This is a genomic window from Streptomyces sp. JLYT201, from assembly GCF_059448825.1.
On sequence record NZ_CM182551.1, the window covers coordinates 1,030,591 to 1,045,805 of the forward strand.

The 15,215-nt window shown below is 73.8% G+C and carries 16 protein-coding genes; 10 read left to right on the top strand and 6 right to left on the bottom strand.

The genetic code is table 11. The features are described from left to right. Position 1 precedes the first annotated feature (1 nt). Positions 2-1,138, bottom strand: a complete 1,137-nt coding sequence (gene cds1 / locus AC5WAM_RS04385) for an L-cysteine desulfhydrase Cds1 (RefSeq protein ID WP_138964596.1) — start codon at positions 1,136-1,138, stop codon at positions 2-4. Between the two features lie 362 nt (positions 1,139-1,500). Here cds1 and AC5WAM_RS04390 point away from each other — a divergent pair, with 362 nt between their 5' ends. Further along, positions 1,501-1,827 (top strand): hypothetical protein, encoded by a 327-nt coding sequence (locus AC5WAM_RS04390; protein ID WP_242727896.1) that lies wholly within the window; start codon positions 1,501-1,503, stop codon positions 1,825-1,827. 188 nt (positions 1,828-2,015) lie between these two features. Continuing rightward, on the top strand, positions 2,016-2,525 hold the full coding sequence (locus tag AC5WAM_RS04395) for an ATP-binding protein (protein ID WP_138964592.1): 510 nt from the start codon (positions 2,016-2,018) through the stop codon (positions 2,523-2,525). A gap of 108 nt (positions 2,526-2,633) precedes the next feature. Here AC5WAM_RS04395 and AC5WAM_RS04400 read toward each other — a convergent pair whose 3' ends face one another. From AC5WAM_RS04400 to AC5WAM_RS04410, 3 genes are read right to left on the bottom strand one after another with little or no spacing between them, the layout of a single operon-like run. Then, positions 2,634-5,204, bottom strand: coding sequence for an ABC transporter permease (locus tag AC5WAM_RS04400; protein ID WP_495521641.1), 2,571 nt, complete (start codon positions 5,202-5,204; stop codon positions 2,634-2,636). Further along, positions 5,201-6,076, bottom strand: a complete 876-nt coding sequence (locus tag AC5WAM_RS04405) for an ABC transporter ATP-binding protein (protein ID WP_366792045.1) — start codon at positions 6,074-6,076, stop codon at positions 5,201-5,203. Before AC5WAM_RS04405 ends, AC5WAM_RS04400 begins: the two co-directional genes overlap by 4 nt. Continuing rightward, the gene (locus AC5WAM_RS04410) at positions 6,073-6,357 is read right to left on the bottom strand and encodes an SHOCT domain-containing protein (RefSeq protein WP_495521642.1); all 285 of its coding nucleotides are present in this window, start codon (positions 6,355-6,357) and stop codon (positions 6,073-6,075) included. The genes AC5WAM_RS04405 and AC5WAM_RS04410 overlap by 4 nt, the downstream gene beginning before the upstream one ends. A gap of 212 nt (positions 6,358-6,569) precedes the next feature. On the opposite strand from AC5WAM_RS04410, the gene AC5WAM_RS04415 reads away from it, so the two are divergent. The 6 genes from AC5WAM_RS04415 to AC5WAM_RS04440 all read left to right on the top strand — a co-directional run bounded on the left by AC5WAM_RS04415 (position 6,570) and on the right by AC5WAM_RS04440 (position 11,164). Beyond that, the gene (locus tag AC5WAM_RS04415; RefSeq protein WP_495521643.1) at positions 6,570-7,127 is read left to right on the top strand and encodes a TetR/AcrR family transcriptional regulator; all 558 of its coding nucleotides are present in this window, start codon (positions 6,570-6,572) and stop codon (positions 7,125-7,127) included. 86 nt (positions 7,128-7,213) lie between these two features. Further along, positions 7,214-7,609: a (R)-mandelonitrile lyase gene (locus AC5WAM_RS04420; RefSeq protein ID WP_495521644.1), complete on the top strand. Its 396-nt coding sequence runs from the start codon at positions 7,214-7,216 to the stop codon at positions 7,607-7,609. Between the two features lie 36 nt (positions 7,610-7,645). Further along, on the top strand, positions 7,646-8,230 hold the full coding sequence (locus tag AC5WAM_RS04425) for a DUF4865 family protein (protein ID WP_495521645.1): 585 nt from the start codon (positions 7,646-7,648) through the stop codon (positions 8,228-8,230). Continuing rightward, a complete protein-coding gene (locus tag AC5WAM_RS04430; protein WP_495521646.1) occupies positions 8,224-9,153 on the top strand; it encodes a phosphotriesterase family protein in 930 nt (309 codons plus the stop codon). Before AC5WAM_RS04425 ends, AC5WAM_RS04430 begins: the two co-directional genes overlap by 7 nt. 100 nt (positions 9,154-9,253) lie before the next feature. Next, entirely contained in the window at positions 9,254-9,850 is a 597-nt protein-coding gene (locus AC5WAM_RS04435; protein ID WP_495521647.1) for a TetR/AcrR family transcriptional regulator, read from the top strand. A 117-nt stretch (positions 9,851-9,967) separates the two neighbouring features. Then, a complete protein-coding gene (locus AC5WAM_RS04440) occupies positions 9,968-11,164 on the top strand; it encodes an MFS transporter (protein ID WP_495521648.1) in 1,197 nt (398 codons plus the stop codon). 17 nt (positions 11,165-11,181) lie between these two features. Here the strand turns inward: AC5WAM_RS04440 and AC5WAM_RS04445 are convergent, their stop codons facing one another. Next, positions 11,182-12,402, bottom strand: coding sequence for an ROK family protein (locus AC5WAM_RS04445; RefSeq protein WP_366792053.1), 1,221 nt, complete (start codon positions 12,400-12,402; stop codon positions 11,182-11,184). Positions 12,403-12,627: 225 nt separating this feature from the next. Between AC5WAM_RS04445 and AC5WAM_RS04450 the strand changes: the two genes are divergently transcribed. Further along, entirely contained in the window at positions 12,628-13,845 is a 1,218-nt protein-coding gene (locus tag AC5WAM_RS04450) for an MFS transporter (RefSeq protein ID WP_495521649.1), read from the top strand. 151 nt (positions 13,846-13,996) lie between these two features. After that, on the top strand, positions 13,997-14,728 hold the full coding sequence (locus AC5WAM_RS04455; RefSeq protein ID WP_495521650.1) for a maleylpyruvate isomerase family mycothiol-dependent enzyme: 732 nt from the start codon (positions 13,997-13,999) through the stop codon (positions 14,726-14,728). A 44-nt stretch (positions 14,729-14,772) separates the two neighbouring features. On the opposite strand, the gene AC5WAM_RS04460 is transcribed toward AC5WAM_RS04455, so the two are convergent. Then, positions 14,773-15,192, bottom strand: coding sequence for a MarR family winged helix-turn-helix transcriptional regulator (locus tag AC5WAM_RS04460; protein ID WP_366792056.1), 420 nt, complete (start codon positions 15,190-15,192; stop codon positions 14,773-14,775). Between the last annotated feature and the right edge of the window lie 23 nt (positions 15,193-15,215).

A 15,215-nucleotide genomic window follows, 5' to 3' on the forward strand; every position in this document is an offset into this window, starting at 1 on the left:
CTCAGGCGTTCGTCCACCTGCCGGTGGCGAGGAGCGTCTCTATGGCCGCCGCGTACGGCCGGATGTCCAGGCCCTGTTCGGCGAGCCACGCGTCGGAGTAGTACTTGTCCAGGTAGCGGTCGCCGGGGTCGCAGATGAGGGTCACGACGCTCCCGGTGCGGCCCGCCGCCACCATCTCGGCGACGATCTTCAGGGCGCTCCACAGGCCGGTGCCGGTCGAGCCGCCCGCCTTGCGGCCGATGACCTGCTCCAGGGCGCGGACGGCGGCGACGCTCGCCGCGTCCGGGACCTTCATCATGCGGTCGATGGCGCCGGGCACGAAGCTCGGCTCCATGCGGGGCCGGCCGATGCCCTCGATGCGGGAGCCGCAGTCGCTGGTGGCGCCGGGGTCGTGCCGCGTCCAGCCGTCGAAGAAGCAGGAGTTGTCCGGGTCGGCGACGCAGATGCGGGTGTCGTGCTGCATGTAGTGCACGTAGCGGGCGATGGTCGCCGAGGTGCCGCCGGTCCCGGCCGTCGCCACGATCCACGTGGGTTCCGGATAGCGTTCGAGGCGCAGCTGCTGGTACATCGACTCGGCGATGTTGTTGTTGCCGCGCCAGTCCGTGGCCCGTTCCGCGTAGGTGAACTGGTCCATGTAGTGGCCGCCGGTCTCGACGGCGAGGGCAGCCGACTCCGCGTACATCGTGCGGGAGTCGTCCACGAAGTGGCACCGGCCGCCGTGGAATTCGATGAGGCGGCACTTCTCGGCGCTGGTCGTGCGCGGCATCACCGCGATGAAGGGCACGCCGATCAACTTCGCGAAGTAGGCCTCGGACACGGCCGTCGACCCGCTGGAGGCCTCGATCACGGGGCGTCCCGGGCGGATCCAGCCATTGCACAGGCCGTACAGGAACAGCGAGCGGGCGAGCCGGTGCTTGAGACTGCCGGTCGGATGCGTCGACTCGTCCTTGAGGTACAGGTCGATGCCCCAGTGCTCGGGCAGCGGGAAGCGCAGGAGATGCGTGTCGGCCGAGCGGTTGGCGTCGGCCTGGACCTTGCGCACCGCTTCTTTCAGCCAGGAGCGGTACTCCGGGTCGCTGCGGTCGACGTCGAGGGTGACGGCGGGCTCGCCGGTCGGGTCGTGCTGGGTGGTGCTCACCGCGTGGCTCCTCGCGTTCGTGCCGGACGCGGTTCGATCCGGCCGGGCCTCTTGATGATAAACACCTACAACACCGCCCTCACCTGCATAAACACTCCTTTTGGTACCTCAAAGGCGCAGCTGTCGCGGCCATCTGGCCCTCTCGTGTTCCTGACGTGGTCACGCACGGAAGTGGCATGTGCGTCGTCGCCGTACGCCCTAGTGCTCGGCGCCGGGCACGTGCACACTGCACCGCACGGGGCAGGGGTAGTGTCCCGGACGGGCGCCATCGGGCGGCGCCCGGACAGCGGCAGACGAAGGCCCGCGGCACGCCGCGGCACACCATGCGCGGGACGTCACCGCGCGCGAGGGGGCGGAGCCTCATGGCAGAGCCGGAGTTCAGGGCCACCGGCGTGCGGATCGGGAAGCGGCTGCGCTCCCTGACCCGTGCGGGCCAGGTCCGGATCAACGACGGCAGGCTGGAACTGCTCACCAGTTACGGAACGGAGATCGACAGCGCACCGGTGCAGGCGGTGCGCGCGGGCAAACCGTGGTTCGCCCCGCACGACCGCGCCCTCGCCGAGGTCAACGGCACGCGCTACCGGCTCACGCTCGGCGACCACGATCCGGTGCCCGGAGAGCCGGGCCCACCCTCCGTCCGCGCCTTCCTGGAGGCGCTGCGCAGCGCGGGCGGCCGACGGCACGTCTGACGGGGCCGAGCCGGGCGCGAGTTGCACGCCCGCACCCCCTGCGTCACTCTGGTTTCACATCACTCTGGGTTTACCGGCGATAACGCTGCGAACCAGCCGCCGGTCCCACAGCAGGCGGCAGACAGCGCGCGGCCCCTGCTGGATCGGAACGCCGTCTTCTTCCGGACCTCACTTCGGGGAGTCGCACCGTGATCAGCCAGCCGAGCAGGCAGTGCACGGTAGAGCTCCAAGCCCTGCCGTCGCGGATCGGTCAAGTCCGCAGAATCGTATCGGCGCAGTTGCGCTACTGGCATCTCGATCCGTTGATAGACCGGGCCGCGCTCGGCGTCACCGAGTTGCTGACCAACGTCCACCGGCACGCGGAGCCGGACAAAGTGTGCACCGTGGACATCGAGCTGATGCTCGGGCGTCTCGTGGTCTCCGTCCACGACCACGATCCGCGGCTGCCGGAGGTGCGCGACGCGGAGCAGTTCGCGACCTGCGGCCGCGGGCTCGCCATGGTCGCCGCGGTCAGCGACAGCTGGGGCGTCAGGCCGGAGGGCGAGCGCGGCAAGGTCGTCTGGTTCACGCTCGCCGCGCCGTCGCCCACCGTGGACCTGCCGACGTATCCCGCGTACGACGCCGCGAGCACCCGCTCCTTCGTCGCCGCGTCCCCCGTCGGCGCGCATACTCCCGCCCGGTCGGCCGTTCCTGGCTGACCGGGCGGTGACCGTTGTCGCTCTGTTCCCCGTCCCTTCCCTCGCTCCTCCTTTCCGCTGATTCAGCTTTTCCGCTGCTTTGGTATCCCGCCTTCCACCGCGTTCCGCTCACTCCGTCGCGATCGCGCGCAGTACGTCGAGACGTGCCGCGCGCCGTGCCGGGCGCAGGCCCGCGAGGGCCCCCGCGACCACGCCCACCAGGGCGACCACCGTGAGCGGCAGCGGCGGAAGGGCGAACGCGAAGGGGGTGTCGGACGCCCCGTCGGACGCCTTGACCAGGACCCAGCCGAGGAAGCCGCCGAGCGCCAGGCCGCCCGCGGTGCCGAACGCGGCGACCAGGACGGACTCCCAGCGGACCATGGCGCGCAGCTGGGCGCGGGTCTGACCGACGGCCCGCAACAGGCCCAGCTCCCGGGTGCGTTCGTGCAGGGCGAGGGTCAGGGTGTTGGCGATGCCGAGCAGCGCGATGAGGACGGCGAGGGCGAGCAGCGCGTAGACGAGGGTGAGCATCATGTCGATGCCTCCGGCCGAGGACTGCGCGTACTCGTCGCGGGTCTGGACCTCGGGGTTGCCGTAGTCCTTCGCCACGGCGGAGACCGCGGCCTTGCCGTCGGCGGCGCTCACGCCGTCCTCGAACGTGACGGAGACCAGGGTGTCGGAGTCCTGGGCGCGGTGCGGGGCCCAGGCCTGGCGGGTGACGACGTAGTCGCCCACGAGTTCCGACCTGCCGTACACGGCGCGCACGGTGAAGGTGTCCTTCTTGCCGTCGGTGAAGGCGAGTTCGGTGCGGTCGCCGACCTTCAGGCCGCGCTTGTCGGCCTCGCCCCGGGTGACGGCGATGCCGTCGTCGCCGAGCCGGGTCAGGTCGCCCCGGACGTCGCCGAGGTCGAAGGCCTCAGCCAGGGCCCGGGGGTCGGTGACGGTCAGGGCCCGGCCCTTGCCGTCCACTTCGGCCACTCCCTTGCCGAGGCCGACGGCCGTGGCGACCTCCGGGCGCTGGGCGAGCGCGGGGGCCAGGCGCGGGCTCAGTCCGCTGCCTCCGGCGCCGAAGCCCGGGGTGCTGACCGCGATGTCGCCCGCGAAGGACCGGGACACCGTCTGGTCCATGGTCGCCTTCAGGGACGCGCCGAAGACCGTGAACAGGCAGACGACGGCGACGCCGACCATCAGGGCGCTCGCGGTGGCGGCGGTGCGCTTGGGGCTGCGCAGGGCATTGCGCCGCGCGAGGGCGCCGGTGACGCCGCGCAGCCGGTCGAGCGGGCCCCCGATGAGACGGACCGCGCGCGAGGCGGCGACGGGGCCGAGCACCACGAACGAGGCGAGCGCGAGCACGGCGCCGGTCCCCGCCAGCCACACCGACGGGTCGGCGAGGACCCCGACCAGCGCGAGGGAGACGGCGGTGAGCCCGAGGGCGCTGCCCGCCACGGCCCGTGTCCGTGAGGCGCCGGAGTGGTCGACGGCCGTCTCGCGCAGCGCGGCCAGCGGCGCGGTGCGCCCGGCCCGGACGGCGGGCAGCAGCGCGGAGGCCATGCAGACGACGACGCCGACCGCGAGGGGCAGCAGCATGGAGGTGGCGCTGATCACCAAGTCGCCCTCGGGGAAGGGGAATCCGATGGCGGGGAACAGCGCCTGGAGCCCGGCCGCGACGGCGATGCCGCCCGCGAGGCCCGCCAGGGACGCGACCACGGCGACGGCGCCCGCTTCGAGCAGTGTCGCGCCGGTGACCTGGCGGCGGGAGGCGCCGAGGGCGCGCAGCAGGGCGTTCTCGCGGGTGCGCTGGGCGACGACGATCGCGAACGTGTTGTGGATCGAGAACGTCGCCACCAGCAGCGCGATGCCGGAGAAGACCAGCAGGAACGTCGTGAAGAGGGTCAGGAACTGCCCGGAGACCATCTCGGAGTTCTCCTCCGCGGCCTCCTGGCCGGTGATGGCCTCGACGCCGTCGGGCAGGACGGGGGCCAGCGCGTCGACGAGCTCCGCCTGGCTGGTGCCGGGCCCGGCCCGCACCTGGATGGACGAGGCCCGGCCGGGCTCCGGCGTCAGGTGCTTCTCCGCGTCCGCGCGGGTCATGCCGGTGAACGTCGTCTGCGCCATCCCGTCCTCGCCGCCGAACGTGGCCAGGCCGACGACGGTCACCCGGACCGGGTCGGGCGTGCGCAGGGTCGTGGTGTCGCCGATCTTCAGGTCGCCGCGCTCGGCGGCGCCGCGGTTGACGACGACCTCGCCGGACTTCGCCGGGGCGCGGCCCTCGGCGAGCCGGTAGGGGTTGAGCGCGGTGTCCTCGATCCAGTTGCCCGCGAGGGTGGGCGGGCCCTGGCCGCCGACGGGGTCGCCGTCCTTGCCGACGAGCTGGCCGGCGCCCTGGATGCTGGGCTCGGCGGCCGCGACGCCCGGCACGCGCGCGATCCGCTCGGCGAGGCCGGAGTCGACGGCCTGCCGGACGCCCTGGCTCTCGCCGGGCGCGGTGATGGTGTTCTCCGCGCGGACGACCGCGTCGGTGCCGCGGGTCGCGTCGCCGAACATCGTGTCGAAGCCGGCGCGCAGCGTGTCGCCCATGACGAGGGTGCCCGCGAGGAACGCGACGCCGAGCAGCACCGCGACGAACGTACCGGCGAAGCGGCGCTTGTGGCCGCGCAGCGAGGTGAGGCCGAGGCGCGCGGCGGGGGCGAGGGAGGTCATGACGCCGCTCCCGTCGTGGGGTCGTACGCGCGCGACGCACCGTACGCCGCTTCGCCGTACGCGTCGTAGGAGGCCAGGCCGGAGCGGACCGCGCCCGTGGTCTCGAAGGCCTTCATGCGGTCGAGGACCTTGTCCGCCGTCGGGGCCTGCATGCGGTCCACCAGACGGCCGTCGGCGAGGAAGACGACCTCGTCGGCGTGGGCGGCGGCCACCGGGTCGTGGGTGACCATGACGACGGTGCGGTCCATCTGGCGCACCGTGCGGCCGAGCAGCCCGAGGACCTCCCCGCCGGAGCGCGAGTCGAGGTTGCCGGTGGGCTCGTCGGCGAAGACGACGTCGGGGCGGCCCGCGAACGCCCGGGCCACGGCGACGCGTTGCTGCTGTCCGCCGGAGAGTTCGGCGGGCCGGTGGTGCAGGCGGTCGCGCAGGCCGACGACGTCGATGAGCGCGTCCGTCCACTCCTGCTGCGCGCGGTCGCGGCGGCGCCCGGCGAGGTCCATCGGCAGGGTGATGTTCTCCGCGACGGTCAGCGTCGGCACCAGGTTGAAGGCCTGGAAGACGAAGCCGATCCGGTCGCGGCGCAGCAGGGTCAGACGCCGGTCGTCGAGGGTGCCGAGGTCCGTCTCGCCGATGAGGGCGGAGCCCGAGGTGAGGGTGTCCAGGCCCGCGGCGCAGTGCATCAGGGTGGACTTGCCCGAGCCGGACGGGCCCATGATCGCGGTGAAGCGCCCCGCAGGGAAGCCGACGCTGACGTCGTCCAGGGCGGTCACCGCGGTCTCGGCGGCCGCGGTCGAGCCGTAGACCTTGACGGCCCGCTCGACCCGTGCGGCGTAGCGGATTCCGGTCGACTGCGGGGTGGTGGCGGTGCTCATGACCGGCCTCCCTTGAGCACGTGGCCGAACTCCTCGTTCAGGACGGTGAGGCGGCGCCAGTACTCGTCCTCGTCGATCTCGCCTGAGGCGAAGCGGTGGCCGAGCACCGCGATGGGCGACTTCGGGTCGACGCCCGCGGCGCCCCGCCGCCAGGGCCCGCCGCGACCGCGCCACACGGTGCGGCGCAAGGCCGTGACCACGCCGAACACCACGGCCGCCCAGATCAGCGGGAAGAACAGGATCCACGGGCCGGGCCCGCCGTCGAACGCCAGGCTGTACATGATGTCCATCTCCTCGAAGGGGTGCGGAGCCGTGCTTTCCGTCGCTTCCGAGCCTGGTCCGGGGGCGCGTCGAAGTCGTCGTACGGCCAGCGGCAGTGCGCGTACCTCCCGGGGAGTACGAGGGGGCGTCTCGCCTGCTCCCCCACGTGCGGCGGCGCGGTGGACACCTCCCCACCCGGCACTCTGTACCTATTAGTATGTACAGTAGAAGCATGAGCACCCCGGAGCGTCTGATCGAGTCCACCCGCGAGCTGCTGTGGGAGCGGGGCTATGTGGGCACCAGCCCCAAGGCCATCCAGCAGCACGCGGGCGCCGGACAGGGCAGCATGTACCACCACTTCTCGGGCAAGCCCGACCTCGCGCTCGCCGCGATCCGGCGCACCGCCCAGGAGATGCGCGCCACCGCCGAGGCCTCGCTGAGCGGCGACGGGTCGGCGTACGAGCGCGTCGCCGGGTATCTGCTGCGCGAGCGCGACGTGTTGCGCGGCTGCCCCGTCGGGCGCCTGACGATGGACCCGGACGTCATCGCGAGCGACACGCTGCGCGCGCCGGTCACCGAGACCCTGGAGTGGCTGCGCGAGCGGCTCGCCGCGATCGTCCAGGAGGGCCTGGACCAGGGCGAGTTCGGCCCGTCGCTCGACGCCCACGAGATCGCGTCGACCATCGTCGCGACGGTCCAGGGCGGCTATGTCCTGGCCCGCTCCACGGGCTCCCCCGACGCCTTCGACGCGGGCGTGCGCGGCCTGCTGGCCCTGCTCGCCCCGCACTGAGCCCGCCGTACGCACTCCGGCGCCCGCGCCCGCACCCGGGGCGCCGCCCTTTCCGCACGTCCCCGTACTACGCACAGAGGAACGCCGTGCACATCACCCGCACCCGCCCCGCAAGCCTGCGCGGCCCCGCCGACCACTTCACCGGCAGCGTCTGGCTCGACGAGATCGCAAGCCCCCAAGCCCCCTCCCGGCTACGGATGTTCAACGTCCACTTCGCCCCGGGCGCGCACACCGCCTGGCACCGCCATCCGCACGGCCAGGTCCTGCACGTCACCGAGGGCGAGGGCCTGGTGCAGCGCGCGGGCGGGCCCGTGGAGCCCCTACGGGCGGGCGACACCGTGTGGATCGCGCCCGGCGAGCGGCACTGGCACGGAGCCGGGCCGCGCACGTTCATGACGCACCTGGCCGTGGTGGAGGCCGCCGACGACGGCACCGCCGCCCACTGGGAGGAACTCCTCGCCGCCGACGAGTACCCGGCCTGAGACCCCGCATCCGACAGAACAGCAGGTACGCACCCCATGCACGCTCTGCAGTACGAGATCACCCTGCCCGCCGACTACGACATGGGCGTCATCCGTGACCGCGTCGCGGCCAAGGGCCATCTCCTCGACGACTTCCCCGGCCTCGGCTTCAAGGCCTACCTCATGCGCGAGCGCGGCGTCGACGGCTCGCCCGTGAACCAGTACGCGCCCTTCTACCTCTGGAACACCGCCGAGGGCATGAACTCCTTCCTCTGGGGGCCCGGATTCCAGGGGCTCACCGACGACTTCGGGCGGCCGGTGGTGCAGCACTGGACGACGCTCGCCTACGAGGCCGGGCCCGCTGTCGACGCCCCGCCCAAGGCGGCGGTGCGCCACCGGGCGCCGCTTGCGGAGGGCGTGCGGATCGCGGACCTCGCCACCGGGCTCCTCGACGACGCGGCGGCCCTCTCCCGCGTCGACGGGGCGGTCGGCGTGACCGTGGCCGTCGACCCCCGGCACTGGGAGGCGGTGACGTTCTCGCTCTGGGCCCACGAGGCGCCCGCCGAGCGCGGCGAGGTCTTCCAGGTCCTGCACTGCTCGACGCCCGAGCGCGACCGGCTCGTCCGGGGCAGGTCGTGGTGAGCGGGGCAGGCCCGGCGGTCCGTACCGTCACGGGGGACGTCGCGCCGTCCGAGCTGGGCGTCTGCGACGCGCACGACCACCTCTTCCTGCGCAGCCCCCAACTCCCGGGCCAGGAACTGGACTCGGCTCGGGCCGCGGCCGACGAGCTCGCGGCCTTCCGCGCGGCGGGCGGCCGCGGCCTCATCCAGTGGACCCCGCACGGCATGGGCCGCCACGCGGCCGAACTGCCCGCCCTGGCCCGCGCGACGGACACCCGGATCGTGGCCGCGACGGGCCTGCACCAGGCCGTGCACTACGACGAGGACACACTCGCCGCGCTGCGCGCCTCGGGCCTGGCCGCGCTGTTCGTAAGGGAGTTGACCGACGGCATCGCCGACAGCGGCGTACGAGCCGGCCTGATCAAGGTCGCGGGCGGCTTCCACACCCTGGACGCCCACGCCCGCTGGACGATGGCGGCGGCGGCCGAGGCCCACCACGCGACGGGGGCGCCCATCGCCGTCCACCTGGAGCTGGGCACCGGCGCCGAGGACGTGCTCGACCTGCTCTGCGCCGAGCTGGAGGTGCCGCCCGCCAAGGTGATCCTCGGCCACCTCAACCGCTTCCCTGACCTCGACGTCCACCTCCGGGCCGCGGCGGCGGGCGCCTATCTGGCCTTCGACGGGCCCTCGCGCGCCCACCACGCCACGGACTGGCGCATGCCGGACGCGGTACGGGCCCTCGCCGACGCGGGCCACGGCGCCCGGCTGCTCCTGGGCGGCGACACCACGACGGCCGCCGCGCGCTCCGTGCACGGCGGGCCCGGCCTGCCGCATCTGCTGCGCGGGGTCCGCCCGCGCCTGGCGCGCGCCGTCGGCGCGGACCTGGTGGACCGGATGCTCACGGCGAACCCGGCCGCGGCCTTCGCCGTGGAGTGGCCCGCCTGACACCGCCGGTGCGGTGCCGCCCGGCACCGCACCGGGAAGGCGGGCCCTCGCCCGCGCACCCGTATTGCATCGTGCGTTCCAAAACAGGTACGGTTCCGTCATGGCCCGACCGAGGACGTTCGACGAGGAGCGGGCCCTGGACGCGGCGATGCGCGCCTTCTGGGAGAAGGGCTACGAGGCCACTTCGACCCAGGACCTGTGCGACGCCACCGGACTGGGCCGCAGCAGCATCTACAACACCTTCACCAGCAAGCACGATCTGTTCCGCAGGTCGCTGAACCGCTACATCGACATGATGAGCGCCCCGCAGGCGGAGATCCTGGAGGACAGCGAGCGCCCGGGATTCGACCGGATCCGCGCGCTGTACGCCCGGATCGTCGACACCGAGTTCGAGTACCGCGAGGACGGCCGCAGCATCGGCTGCCTCACCGTCAACACGGTGGTCGAGCTCGCCCGGCGCGACGCCGACGCGGACGCGCTGATCCAGCGCGACCTCGACCTGCGGCTGCGGCTGCTGCGGATCGCGATCGACGCGGGCAAGCGCGACGGCACCATCACCGCCCGACGGGACACGGAGTCCCTGGCCCGGTTCGTCAACGCCACCATCGGCGGCATGCGGGTCTCCGCCCAGGCGGGCGCCGACCGCGCCGTCCTGGAATCCATCGCCGAGACGGCCCTGGACGCACTGCGCCCCTGACCCTCCCGGCCGCACGGGCACGCAGAAACCCACCACGAAGCCCCTTTCGCGGTGCCCCCTGCCCTACTTTTGTACTGACCTGTCCAATATTTGCCCCGCTCACCTCAAGGAGCACCCATGCCCCGCGCCGTATACGTCCTGGCCCTAGGCATCTTCGCCATGGTGACCAGCGAGTTCGTCGTCGCCGGACTCATGCCGCAGATGGCCGACGGGCTCGGCGCCACGATCCCCGAGATCGGCTATCTGATCACGGCCTTCGCGATGGCCATGGCCTTCGGCGGACCGTTCCTGACGGCCGCCCTGCTCAAACTGGCGCCGAAGCGGGCCCTGCTGGTCGTCTTCGCCGTCTTCCTTGCGGGCAACGTCCTGGCCGCCCTCGCCCCCGACTACGTGACCATGCTGGTGGCGCGCGTGGTCACCGGCATCGCCTCGCAGGCCTTCTTCGGGGTCGGCATCTCCCTGGCCACACAGCTGGCCCGGCCCGAGATGCGGGGCCGCGCCGTCGCCGTCGCGCTCAACGGGCTGATGCTGGGCACGCTCCTCGGCCTGCCGATGGCCACCGTCGTCGGGGAACACCTCGGCTGGCGCGCCGCGTTCTGGGCCATCACCGTGCTCACCACCCTCGCCGCGGTCACGACGTTCTTCGGGGTGCCGCACGTCGAGCGCACCGAGGGCGGTGGCCCGCTCCGCGACGAGCTGGGCGCCTTCAAGAGCCCGCGGCTCTGGCTCTCCCTGCTCACCAGCACGTTCGTCATCGGCGCCACCTTCTCCGCCTTCAGCTACCTCAACCCGATCCTCACCGAGATCACCGGCTTCGCCACCGGCACCGTGCCGCTGCTGCTCATCGCCTACGGCGCCGCCACCCTCATCGGCAACACCGTCGTCGGCCGCCTCGCCGACCGGTACACCCTGCCCGTCCTGGCCACGGGCCTGCTGCTGAACCTCGGCTTCCTCGTCGGCTTCGCGCTCGTCGCCGACGTGCCGGCCGCCGCCGTGGCGATGATGCTGGGCATCGGCCTGGTGGGCGTCACCATGAACCCGGCGATGATCACCCGCGTGCAGCGCGCCAGCAACACCGGCCCCCTGGTCAACAGCGTCCACTCGTCGTTCATCACCGGCGGCATCATCATCGCGACGTCCGTCGGCGGCCCCGCCATCGACGCCTACGGGCTGCGCGCCCCGCTGTGGATCGGCGCCGGACTCGCGGTGCTCGGACTGCTCTCGCTGATCCCGGACCTGCGGCGGCGCCAGGCCGCCGCTCCGGGCGCCACCGACGTCGCGACCCCCGTACGGGAGCCCGCGCGGGTCGGCTGAGGCTCCCCGGGCCCCTCCTAACCCAGCGCCCCCAGGGGGTCGTCGAGCACCGGCTGCCAGGCCAGCTCGGCGGCCCCCACCAGGCTGTTGTGGTCGAGGGTGCAGGCCAGGATCGGCACCCCGCCGCTGCGGCCCCACAGGCTCCGGTCGGCGACGACCGCGCGCAGCCGCTCCGGGTCCGCGTCGAGCAGCGCGCGGTGCAGGCCGCCGAGGACGATGCGGTCGGGGTTGAGGATGTTCACCAGACCCGCGAGGCCGAGGCCCAGACGGTCGATCAGGGCTTCGGCGGCCACCCGCACCGCCGGGTCGGCGTAGTGCTCGGCCAACAGCGTGCGCGCCTGGTTGAGCAGCCCTTCGGGGCCGGGCCTGACCCCGGCCTCCGTCAGGAAGGCGAGCGGGTCGGTCTCCACGTCCAGACAGCCGCGGCTGCCGCAGTGGCAGGGGCGTCCCTCCGGGTGCACCGTGAGGTGCCCGACTTCGAGGGCGAGGCCCGAACTGCCGGTGTGCAGGCGGCCGTCCAGGACCAGGGCGCCGCCGACCCCCCGGTGCCCGGTCGCCACGCACAGCAGGTCGCGGGCGCCGCGCCCGGCGCCGTGCCGGTGCTCGGCGAGCGCCGCGAGGTTCACGTCGTTGCCGGTGAAGGCGGGGCCCGTGACCCCGGCCCGGCGTACGCACTCCGCGAAGATCTCCCGCACCGGCGCGCCCGCGGGCCAGGCCAGGTGCAGCGGGTTGAGGGCGGTGCCTTCCGGTTCCGCGACGGCCGAGGGGACCGCGAGTCCGGCGCCGACGCACCGCCTCCCGGTCTCGCGCAGCAGGCGCGCGCCCTCGTCGACGACCGTGCCGAGCACCTGCGCGGGGTCCGCGTCGATCGTCTCGCAGCCGGGCGTCGTGGCGACGATCTCGCCGCCGAGGCCGACGAGCGCCGCGCGGAAGCCGTCGGCGTGCACCTGGGCGGCGAGGGCGACCGGACCGGCCCCCGCGACGGAAAGGCGGTGCGAGGGGCGGCCCTGCGACCCCGAGGCGGCGCTCGGCTTCGCGTCGACGCTGATCAGGCCGAGCGCCTCCAACTCGGCCGCGACGGCGCCCGCCGTGGCGCGCGTGACGCCCAACTCGGCGGTGAGGACGGCTCGGGTGGGTGCGCGCCCGGTGTGGACGAGTTCGAGTGCGGGGCCGAGCGCGGTACGCCCTCGCTCCAGGCGCGTACGCGCCTCACCCCCGGTGGCAGCCTTCCCGTTCATGAGGGCGAGTCTCCCATGATCCGTACGCCACCTCGCCGTTCCGTCGTCGCCATCCGGCCTTCCCGCGCCCTTCGCCTGCCCGTGATCCACGGTTTCGTCCGCCTCTTTCCGAAGTGCGGCACTCCGGCCCCGCGCCGGGGCCCCTCGCGCCCCGCTCACCGCGCGGCGGCCGCGCCCCGGACGACCGCCTTGTCCCCGACCGGGGTGCGGCCCTACGCTGAGTTTGTGCCGCTACTAAACAAAACCACGTCAGAGGCGTCCGAGGCCACGTCCCACGACTTCAGCAGGCTGCGGGCCGCCCTCACCGTGTTCTTCGCCCTCGACGGCTTCGTCTTCGCCGGGTGGGTCGTCCGCATCCCCGCCATCAAGGAGCAGACCGGGGCGTCGGCGAGCACGCTGGGGCTCGCGCTGCTCGGGGTCTCGGCGGGGGCCGTGGTGACGATGACACTGACGGGGCGGCTGTGTACGCGCTTCGGCAGCCACCCGGTGACCGTGGCGTGCGGCGTGCTGATGCCGCTGAGCGTCGCACTGCCCCCGCTGACGCACTCGGCCCTCGCCCTCGGCCTGGTCCTGCTGCTCTTCGGCGCCGCGTACGGCGGCATCAACGTGGCCATGAACAGCGCGGCCGTCGATCTCGTCCGGGCACTGCGGCGGCCGGTCATGCCCAGTTTCCACGCGGCGTTCAGCCTGGGCGGCATGATCGGGGCGGGCCTCGGCGGTCTGGTCGCCGGGCACCTCTCCCCCACCCGGCACCTGCTCGGGCTCGCCCTGATCGGCCTCCTCGTCACGGCGGTGACCGCGCCGACGCTGCTGCGGTACGAGGTGCCTCGGGCCCCGGCCGCCGCCGGGTCGCGGGCGTCCGCGCCGCCCGGGTCCGGCCGCGGCGGCGCGCGCGTGCTCGTCCTGGTCTTCGGGCTCGTCGCGCTGTGCACGGCCTACGGCGAAGGGGCGCTGGCCGACTGGGGCGCGCTCCACCTGGAGCAGGACCTCGACGCGCACCCCGGCGTCGCCGCGGCGGGCTACTCGTGCTTCGCCCTCGCGATGACGATCGGCCGTCTGTCCGGCACCGCCCTCCTCGAACGCCTCGGCGGCACCCGCACCGTCGTCGGCGGCGGCCTGCTCGCCGCGGCCGGGATGCTCCTCGGCGCGCTCGCCCCTTCCACGGGCGCGGCGCTCGCCGGGTTCGCGGTCACGGGCCTCGGCCTGGCCAACATCTTCCCCGTGGCGATCGAGCGCGCCGGCGCGCTCGCCGGTCCGGGCGGGGTGGCGGCCGCGTCCACCCTCGGCTACGGCGGCATGCTGCTGGGCCCGCCCGCGATCGGCTTCATGGCGGACTGGTTCTCCCTGCCGGTGGCGCTGACCAGCGTGGCCGTCCTCGCGGCGCTCGCCGCGGGCATCGCGGGGGCGACGGGCCGCACGTCCGCGGCGCGGGGCGACGCCTGAGCCCGCCGGGGGAGGTGGGTGCGGCGCCCTCCACCGCCGCGCCCGCCCCCGCTCGCGCCCCCGCGCCGGCCCGCAAGCGCCTTTCGTCCCGGCGCGAACCCGGGCATCGCTTCCCCCACGCGAGGGCCGGACCGTCCTGCACAATCCCCGCATGGAGATTGCCGAGCACATAGAGATCCTCGACCGGGAAGGGCGGCTGCTCGCCCGCGCCGCCGAGGAGGCGGGAACCGGTGCCGCCGTGCCCACCTGCCCCGGGTGGCAGATGCGTGACCTGGTGCGGCACACGGGCGTGGTGCACCGCTGGGCCGCCGCGTTCGTCGCCGACGCGCACCCCTCGTTCCGCCCCTTGGGGGAGGAGCCGGGCCTGGACGGCGCCGACCTCGTGGCGTGGTTCCGCGAGGGGCACGCACAGCTCGTCGCCGCGCTCACCGCCGCCCCGTCCGAGCTGCAGTGCTGGACGTTCCTGCCCGCCCCGTCACCGCTGGCCTTCTGGGCGCGGCGGCAGGCCAACGAGACGGCCGTGCACCGGGTGGACGCCGAGTCCGCCCGGGGCGGCGCGCCCACGGCCGTCGGCACGGACTTCGCGGTGGACGGCATCGACGAGCTGCTCCGCGGCTTCCACGCCCGGCCCAAGAGCCGGTTGCGCACGCCGGAGCCGCGCGTGCTGCGGATCCGCGCCACCGACGCGAAGGAGGCGTGGACGGTCCATCTGTCCGCGGAGGTGCCCGTCACCGAGCACGGCGACACCGTGCCGGCCGACTGCGAGGTCGCGGGTCAGGCGGCGTATCTGTATCTGGCCCTGTGGAACCGGCTGCCGTTCCCGCAGATCACGGGCGACACCGCGCTCGCCACGCTGTGGCGCGAGACGGCGGGGGTCGACTGACGGCCTGGGCCGCGGGCCCGGCCCGGGCCCGCCCCGAGCCGCCGTCAGGCGTCCGGCGCCGCCAGCATGCGGGTGAGCACGGCGCGCTGCACCGGCTTCACCTCGGCGTGCAGCGCACGCCCCTTGGCAGTCAGACAGACGAGGACGCCGCGGCGGTCCTCGCTGCACATGCCGCGCTCGACCAGGCCGTCCTTCTCCAGGCGGCCGACGAGGCGGGACAGGGCGCTCTGGCTCAAGTGGACCTGGCAGGCGATGTCCTGGACCCGGAAGCCGCCGCCACCGCCCGCGGAGTGCCCGGCGGCGAGCACGTCGAGCACCTCGAAGTCACTCGCGCCCAGACCGTGCGGATGCAGCTCCCGGTCCAGCTCGCAGAGGGTGCGCGCGTGCACCGCGAGGATCTCCCGCCACTCGTCCACGAGCCCTTGCTCGGCCTCCGCCGGGGGCTCGGCCTTCGTCGCCGCCATGGCGGCACCGTAGCAGAACTGAA